Source organism: Photobacterium lucens (assembly GCF_009873615.1).
Taxonomy (GTDB): domain Bacteria; phylum Pseudomonadota; class Gammaproteobacteria; order Enterobacterales; family Vibrionaceae; genus Photobacterium; species Photobacterium lucens.
This window is the reverse complement of the sequence record NZ_SSMG01000095.1, coordinates 1-5,804: the sequence shown is the minus strand read 5'-3', so window position 1 is coordinate 5,804 and position 5,804 is coordinate 1. Positions and strand designations below refer to the sequence as shown.

Below are 5,804 nucleotides of genomic sequence, written 5' to 3'. Positions count from 1 at the left end.
GTTTTGAAAAATTTGAAAAGAAAATTACCAACGCGAATGCTGAGATAAAATCTAAAACCGATCACTTAGTTTCCATGTCTTATGGCATAACCGCCATCGACAATGATTATCAAAAAGCCATTATTATGGCAGATCGACTCATGTACAAACAAAAACATAACAAACAAAACATCCATTGATGTAATAGATAAGTTATTTATATTGCAATTGTTACAGTACAGTAATAATCATTTGCCTAAATAGTACTTGGTTAATCGCTTTATTTAGCTCAAAATGCGCACCTCTTAATTGATAGAAGAAACACGCAATGTTTAAACTACTGACCTCTATGCCACCACTTTTAGCCTTATCTATTGCGATCATTTTTGAAGTTATTGCAACATCATTTATTCCTAAGGCCGAACAATTCACCAAGCTTGTACCAAGTATCGTGGTGCTTGTAGGTTATGGTGTTGCCTTCTTCTTACTGTCAGTAACAGTAAAAACCATGCCTGTTGGAATTGTGTACGCAATTTGGAGCGGTGCTGGTATTGTGCTTGTGGCAACGATTAGCTTCTTCATTTATGGCCAACGTTTAGATTTACCGGCCATCGTGGGGATCGGCTTTATTATTGTCGGTGTACTGATTGTAAACCTACTATCAAAAACAGTGGGTCACTAATCCAAGGTTCTAAAATAACAGAAACAACAAGGCAGCCTTATCGCTGCCTTTTTGTTATCTAGAACACTCGGTATACCGCTCTTGTATGATCAAATGTTTTCAGTATAGGTACGTAACCGAGCCATATGATAAACATTAGCATATTCACCATTCCTAAACGCATAATGTTTCGCTTCACCTTCAATCTGAAAACCATGTTTTTGATACAGTTTGATAGCAGCAACATTATCTGTATACACTTCTAATTCAAGGCGTTGAACATTCAGCCATTTATCAGTAAGCATTAATGCAGCTTGCAATAATTGACTACCGACACCTTTCCCTTGATACGCTTCTTTTACTCCCATACCAAAACTAGCCACATGTTTACGACGCTGATTATCACAAACCGATAAACCTAATTGACCGATAATTTCACCGTCATACTCAGCCACAAGGCTGTAGCACCCTTGCGGCAAATTTGTTAAGCGTGATGTCCAACGTTCGAGCGAAGGAAATGGAAGTTGGAGTGTGCCACCATAGGCGACTTCTGACTCGTAAATGGATTTAACACCGTCAATATCAGTTTGTTCACTATGACGAATAATGACATTTTCCATTGCACACTCTCTTTTCAATTAATTGCTAATTACCACGCGATACAACTACCATCGTAGTTAATAAACTCACCACTCTGAGTTGGTGAACTTTGCTCTATTACCGCATATAACCCTTGCGCAGATGTTGCCGTATCAATAAGTGCATTCGGCCCGCCCATCTCAGTTTGAACCCAACCAGGATGTAACGCTAATACCGTAAAACCCTCTTCACGCAGATCGTTACTTAAACTTTTTACCACTGAATTTAATGCGGCCTTTGAAGAGCGATAAATATAGCCACCACCTGAGGTATTTTCTGTCATGCTACCTACTTTTGATGATAAGCAAGCGATCTTCTTTGTTTGACCCTTTTTCAATAGCGGGTAGAGGCTCTCTACCAGCTTTAGTGGTGCGATAGTGTTTATTTCAAAGACCTTACGCCACTCATTCACGTCGGTATTACCAAAACCGTACCCTTTAGGCCCGTAATAACCAGCATTGTTAATTAATACATCCAATACCGGTAATTGTGCAGCTAAATGCTCCATTTGCTCGTAATCAGTTACGTCCAAAACATGAATCATTAAATCGGTATATTTAGCCGCTAATTGCTCAAGGGCTAACGCTGAATCTAAATTTCGAACTGTGGCATGAACAGCCCAGCCTTGGATTAAGTATTGCTCAACAAGGCTCAATCCAATGCCTCGGTTTGCCCCCGTGATCATGACATTTCTTTTCATTTCAACCCCTTAATTAGCCAACTCTATTTATTGGAGATACTTACATCTCGCTGATTATCTAACCAATATACACGCTGTATACGCCTGAACAACTATTAAATAAAAAGACAAAACGCCGATAACATACTCAGTTATCGGCGTTTTTACTGTTCGATTGTCATTACTAAACGATACCAATACGTTAGCTATCAGACCTGTTTTGCACGCATGATCTTTTGCTGATGAATCGCTGAAATCGGTAATGGCTTAAATGGGCTTATGTTGCTACCGCCTGTATTTCCCTCAGGCACCAACCCTATCGCAGTTTTAGTAAAAGCCCCAAACACACGTAGCAATTGCCCTCTTAACTCATGGCTATCACTATTACGTCTAGCCCAATAGAGCATGTGACAGTGCACTTTAGTATGCCAATAGGTTGAGTTTTGCCCTAATACATGGGCATTTTCTAAATGCGAGAACTCTAATAACACATCTTTATTGCGTCTGGCTTTTCGTGCTAAAGACAGTTCTTTTAACACCGCATAAGATATATTTTTAGAAAATCGGTTAAGCATTATTCCCTCCATGGTCGATGCTTGAGTAAGCTTTTGACACTAGATCAACAAGCTAAATAAATCAGCCTAAATCCTCATCCTCTAGGGCATTATCACTGTTTTAGCCTGTTTTCATGTATTGTTACCTAAATTCCACAATCAATGTTGATCGTCATCACTGCTTAACGACTAACGGCTCATAATTTCCTCGCAATGATACTGAGATTTATCCCCACTCATCACTCACTCCTGCTAGAATCACAACACTATAAAAACAAAGCAATGAGCACTGTATGCAAGGAACACTAAGTAAAATGAAGTCAACTTTAAATGATGTTGTTGACTATCATCTTCCTATTGGCGATCAACAGCTTCATCTTAACCCGTTGATCGGAAAGCACCTTAAACTGACTCACACAGGCAATATTTTCTGTCAATCATGTGGCAAGAAAACCAAGAAGAGCTATTCACAAGGCCATTGTTTCCCTTGTATGAAAAAGCTTGCCTCTTGCGATATGTGTATCATGAAGCCTGAGACTTGCCATTACGCAAAAGGTACCTGTCGTGAACCACAATGGGGCGAGGAAAATTGTATGGTGCCGCACTACGTGTACCTATCAAATACTTCTGGTCTTAAAGTAGGTATCACTCGTCACACTCAATTACCAACTCGTTGGATTGATCAAGGTGCAACGCAAGCCTTAGCGATCCTAAAAGTAAAAACTCGTCAGATCTCAGGTTTAGTCGAAGTGGCAATTGCTGAATTAGTGGCTGATAAAACCAATTGGCGAGCAATGCTGAAAGGTGACAATGTTGAGATTGATTTGGTTGAACAGGCTGCAACACTGCTGCCAGAAGTAAAAGCCAAGTTGGCTGAAATCACCGCTGAATATGGCGAGGATGCAATTGAATACTTAGACAACAACATTGTTGATATTCAATTCCCAGTTGATGCGTTCCCAACCAAAATTAGTTCACATAATTTTGATAAAGAGCCTGTGGTTGAAGGTATTTTGCAAGGTATTAAAGGCCAATACCTTATCTTTGACACGGGTGTAATTAACATTCGTAAGTTCACTAGCTACGAAGTGATTGCTGAAGCGTAATAGCACAGGCAATCAGTAAGATAACAATTAAAAGCGAACTCATACCTAGCGTACTTTCGGCAGAATGTATGACTGCGTAGACTTCGCTTTTATTGTTTAACTCTGCCTTGAATATAATCATATTGGGTATTTTGAACCGCCAGATCACGCAAGAAGTTTTCACCTAACACAATCCCATTACCGCCATTAATCAAAACATATTCAATCTCTTCATTGATATCACCGAGCTTAGTGCGTAACTTAATCGCAGGTAGTGGTTTATCGCTTTTTTTACTGTCTTTCAGCCATTCACTGATCGCATGTTTATATTCTTTACCCTGCAATATAAACTTCACCCAATCTTTCCCCTCTCGTTCAAACTCAACTAATTCACTAACACCTATTCGCGAATTTTTAGATCCTTGATCGACATAAGCGGAGAAATACTCTTTCGATGTACCGAGTAATATCCATTCATGACGCCCTACTACATATAGACCTTCAGCAGTTTCTTTTGCCATGCCTGATTTGGCTGAATGAATTTGGTTATGAGCCAATATTAATGACGGAGCAGTAACAGAATTGGAGATGTTGGAGATAAAAGATGATTGTGTTGGATATGAGATAATATGATGTTCAGTCTGTGCGCTATCATCAAAGAATTTCTGTGGGGTAATGGGAATAAAAGAATATTCCGAAACTGTACTTGTAGCTATAGCATGATGAGTAGTCCTTTGATCGTGCTCCACTGGTACACCACCAGCAAACAAAAAGAACGAAATCCCACTAACTATATGCATCATAAGCACCTCTTCTCGCTATTCTTTTATACCCCTACCTTACAAAACATAATACTTACAATAGAAAACAGGCAACTAATTACTGCATACGAACGGCTGATTCAAACTTATTAAACTTCTGCATTAACCAGTTTTCATCATACCAGCCCATATTACGGCTATGTTTAGCATCGTCCCATAAACTAAAGAAATGGCGACGAGCTTCAAAACCATCATCAAGTTGACGCTTTTCAATATAACGTTCAGCAATATGCGTATCACCACGTACGTCAAACAGGTGGATCACATCCATTTCACGGTGTTTAAAACCACTGTCGCAAGGATCAAGCAGCCCTGCTACTTTGAACGTTTTCGGATCAAATAACACATTTGCGAGATGGCAATCATCATGTACAAAAGATGATGATTCATTGGCAATTGGCGCTAGAATTTCTCGACGACGTTCCCATAGCTCAGTGTATTTATCTTTTAATTGAGCGCTAAAAGGCGATACTGAGCATGATAGGTATTTATAAACCCCTAGCATCCAGTCATCAAAAGCATTGTTAAAATCACCATCAAACTTACCATTGGTCAATTCAAAACCTTGAGGGTGATTGTGCTCATGTAATGCGATTAAAATATCTGTGTAGTCTTCACGGAATGTCTCAATTGCAAATTTATCATTTGGCAATTCATTAGCAGGACGACCTTCGAGCCAATCTAGCACGATATAGTCATACCCTTCTTCACGACCGAATAAGTAAATCTGTGGTACAGGACAGCTCACAATTGAGCGTAATTTCTGTAAACATTCCACTTCTTTACTAATACGACCCACTTCACGTGAAAACTTAACAACAATCTTTGCCTTCCCTGTGGCAAGAAATACAACCCAACCATAAAAGGTTTCCTGAATATCACATACATCAGCTTTTTTACGGAACATTGCAAAAAAAGATTTTTCAGCAATATTTTTGAGCTGAGCTTTATTCATATTCGATACCTTGGACTATTCTAGCAACTGTTACCAATAAATACCCTAAAAGCATAACGCTCTGGTTTTATTAGCTTTTTAATCTTTATTATGAGTTAAGAATGCAACAGAACAGCGAATATGACCAGTATCAAGGGTAAAAAAAACTTAAAATGTTTTACTTTTGGTTACATTTGATTTTTTTCAGAGGTTACTTGCGCTATACCAGTTAAAAACCAGTGAATAAAACTCTTTTTTAGCGATAAATAAAAAGCATGATTTAAATCACACTTAAATGCAAAATAAAACACCATACATTAAAAGGAATGTGACAAAATACAGAATATTCCTTTAAAGCTTAATAAGATTTAATCTCAACTTTTCAAATCGTAAGGATAATAAGCACTGTATCGGAAAAACAGCTCCGAGCACCCGAGACTGCACCAAAGAGC

General features: G+C 38.7%; 7 protein-coding genes. 2 read left to right on the top strand and 5 right to left on the bottom strand.

Annotated elements, in window-relative coordinates:
* The first annotated feature begins 328 nt into the window (after positions 1-328).
* The gene (locus tag E5A76_RS04980; RefSeq protein WP_181319861.1) at positions 329-661 is read left to right on the top strand and encodes a DMT family transporter; all 333 of its coding nucleotides are present in this window, start codon (positions 329-331) and stop codon (positions 659-661) included.
* Between the two features lie 89 nt (positions 662-750).
* Here E5A76_RS04980 and E5A76_RS04975 read toward each other — a convergent pair whose 3' ends face one another.
* The 3 genes from E5A76_RS04975 to E5A76_RS04965 form a co-directional block, all read right to left on the bottom strand.
* Entirely contained in the window at positions 751-1,260 is a 510-nt protein-coding gene (locus tag E5A76_RS04975; RefSeq protein ID WP_161118268.1) for a GNAT family N-acetyltransferase, read from the bottom strand.
* Between the two features lie 29 nt (positions 1,261-1,289).
* On the bottom strand, positions 1,290-1,979 hold the full coding sequence (locus tag E5A76_RS04970) for an SDR family oxidoreductase (protein WP_161118267.1): 690 nt from the start codon (positions 1,977-1,979) through the stop codon (positions 1,290-1,292).
* Positions 1,980-2,167: 188 nt separating this feature from the next.
* Positions 2,168-2,533 (bottom strand): DUF3703 domain-containing protein, encoded by a 366-nt coding sequence (locus E5A76_RS04965; RefSeq protein ID WP_053989237.1) that lies wholly within the window; start codon positions 2,531-2,533, stop codon positions 2,168-2,170.
* A gap of 272 nt (positions 2,534-2,805) precedes the next feature.
* Here E5A76_RS04965 and E5A76_RS04960 point away from each other — a divergent pair, with 272 nt between their 5' ends.
* The gene (locus E5A76_RS04960; RefSeq protein ID WP_053989238.1) at positions 2,806-3,618 is read left to right on the top strand and encodes a DUF2797 domain-containing protein; all 813 of its coding nucleotides are present in this window, start codon (positions 2,806-2,808) and stop codon (positions 3,616-3,618) included.
* Between the two features lie 89 nt (positions 3,619-3,707).
* Here E5A76_RS04960 and E5A76_RS04955 read toward each other — a convergent pair whose 3' ends face one another.
* Together E5A76_RS04955 and E5A76_RS04950 are read right to left on the bottom strand one after the other, a co-directional pair.
* Positions 3,708-4,400 (bottom strand): putative ATP-dependent zinc protease, encoded by a 693-nt coding sequence (locus E5A76_RS04955; protein ID WP_237459242.1) that lies wholly within the window; start codon positions 4,398-4,400, stop codon positions 3,708-3,710.
* A 76-nt stretch (positions 4,401-4,476) separates the two neighbouring features.
* Positions 4,477-5,373 (bottom strand): phosphotransferase, encoded by an 897-nt coding sequence (locus E5A76_RS04950; RefSeq protein ID WP_053989239.1) that lies wholly within the window; start codon positions 5,371-5,373, stop codon positions 4,477-4,479.
* Positions 5,374-5,804: the final 431 nt, after the last annotated feature.